Genomic DNA, 1,292 nt, shown 5'->3' with positions numbered 1-1,292 from the left:
GTTAGATGCACTAAGCACATAATTGCTCACAGCCAAACTATCAGGTCAAGTCTGCTTTTATTATTTTTAAGCGTGCATAATAAGCCCTACACAAATTGGGAGATATATCATGAAAGGCTGGCTTTTTCTTGTTATCGCAATAGTTGGCGAAGTAATCGCAACATCCGCATTAAAATCTAGCGAGGGCTTTACTAAGCTTGCCCCTTCCGCCGTTGTCATAATCGGTTATGGCATCGCATTTTATTTTCTTTCTCTGGTTCTGAAATCCATCCCTGTCGGTGTTGCTTATGCAGTCTGGTCGGGACTCGGCGTCGTCATAATTACAGCCATTGCCTGGTTGCTTCATGGGCAAAAGCTTGATGCGTGGGGCTTTGTAGGTATGGGGCTCATAATTGCTGCCTTTTTGCTCGCCCGATCCCCATCGTGGAAGTCGCTGCGGAGGCCGACGCCATGGTGACGGTGTTCGGCATTCTGAATCTCACCGAGGACTCCTTCTTCGATGAGAGCCGGCGGCTAGACCCCGCCGGCGCTGTCACCGCGGCGATCGAAATGCTGCGAGTCGGATCAGACGTCGTGGATGTCGGACCGGCCGCCAGCCATCCGGACGCGAGGCCTGTATCGCCGGCCGATGAGATCAGACGTATTGCGCCGCTCTTAGACGCCCTGTCCGATCAGATGCACCGTGTTTCAATCGACAGCTTCCAACCGGAAACCCAGCGCTATGCGCTCAAGCGCGGCGTGGGCTACCTGAACGATATCCAAGGATTTCCTGACCCTGCGCTCTATCCCGATATTGCTGAGGCGGACTGCAGGCTGGTGGTTATGCACTCAGCGCAGCGGGATGGCATCGCCACCCGCACCGGTCACCTTCGACCCGAAGACGCGCTCGACGAGATTGTGCGGTTCTTCGAGGCGCGGGTTTCCGCCTTGCGACGGAGCGGGGTCGCTGCCGACCGGCTCATCCTCGATCCGGGGATGGGATTTTTCTTGAGCCCCGCACCGGAAACATCGCTGCACGTGCTGTCGAACCTTCAAAAGCTGAAGTCGGCGTTGGGGCTTCCGCTATTGGTCTCGGTGTCGCGGAAATCCTTCTTGGGCGCCACCGTTGGCCTTCCTGTAAAGGATCTGGGTCCAGCGAGCCTTGCGGCGGAACTTCACGCGATCGGCAATGGCGCTGACTACGTCCGCACCCACGCGCCTGGAGATCTGCGAAGCGCAATCACCTTCTCGGAAACCCTCGCGAAATTTCGCAGTCGCGACGCCAGAGACCGAGGGTTAGATCATGCCTAGCA

Annotated in this window: 2 protein-coding genes; both read left to right on the top strand. The window is 56.5% G+C overall.

Annotated elements, in window-relative coordinates:
• Positions 1-109 precede the first annotated feature (109 nt).
• Positions 110-457 (top strand): quaternary ammonium compound efflux SMR transporter QacE delta 1, encoded by a 348-nt coding sequence (locus tag LU671_RS29230; RefSeq protein ID WP_000679427.1) that lies wholly within the window; start codon positions 110-112, stop codon positions 455-457.
• A complete protein-coding gene (gene sul1 / locus LU671_RS29225; RefSeq protein ID WP_000259031.1) occupies positions 451-1,290 on the top strand; it encodes a sulfonamide-resistant dihydropteroate synthase Sul1 in 840 nt (279 codons plus the stop codon). Before LU671_RS29230 ends, sul1 begins: the two co-directional genes overlap by 7 nt.
• Positions 1,291-1,292: the final 2 nt, after the last annotated feature.

The organism is Pseudomonas sp. NMI760_13 (genome assembly GCF_021283245.1).
Classification (GTDB): domain Bacteria; phylum Pseudomonadota; class Gammaproteobacteria; order Pseudomonadales; family Pseudomonadaceae; genus Aquipseudomonas; species Aquipseudomonas peradeniyensis.
The sequence above is the reverse complement of the archived record's forward strand: the minus strand, read 5'-3'. Positions and strand labels throughout refer to the sequence as shown.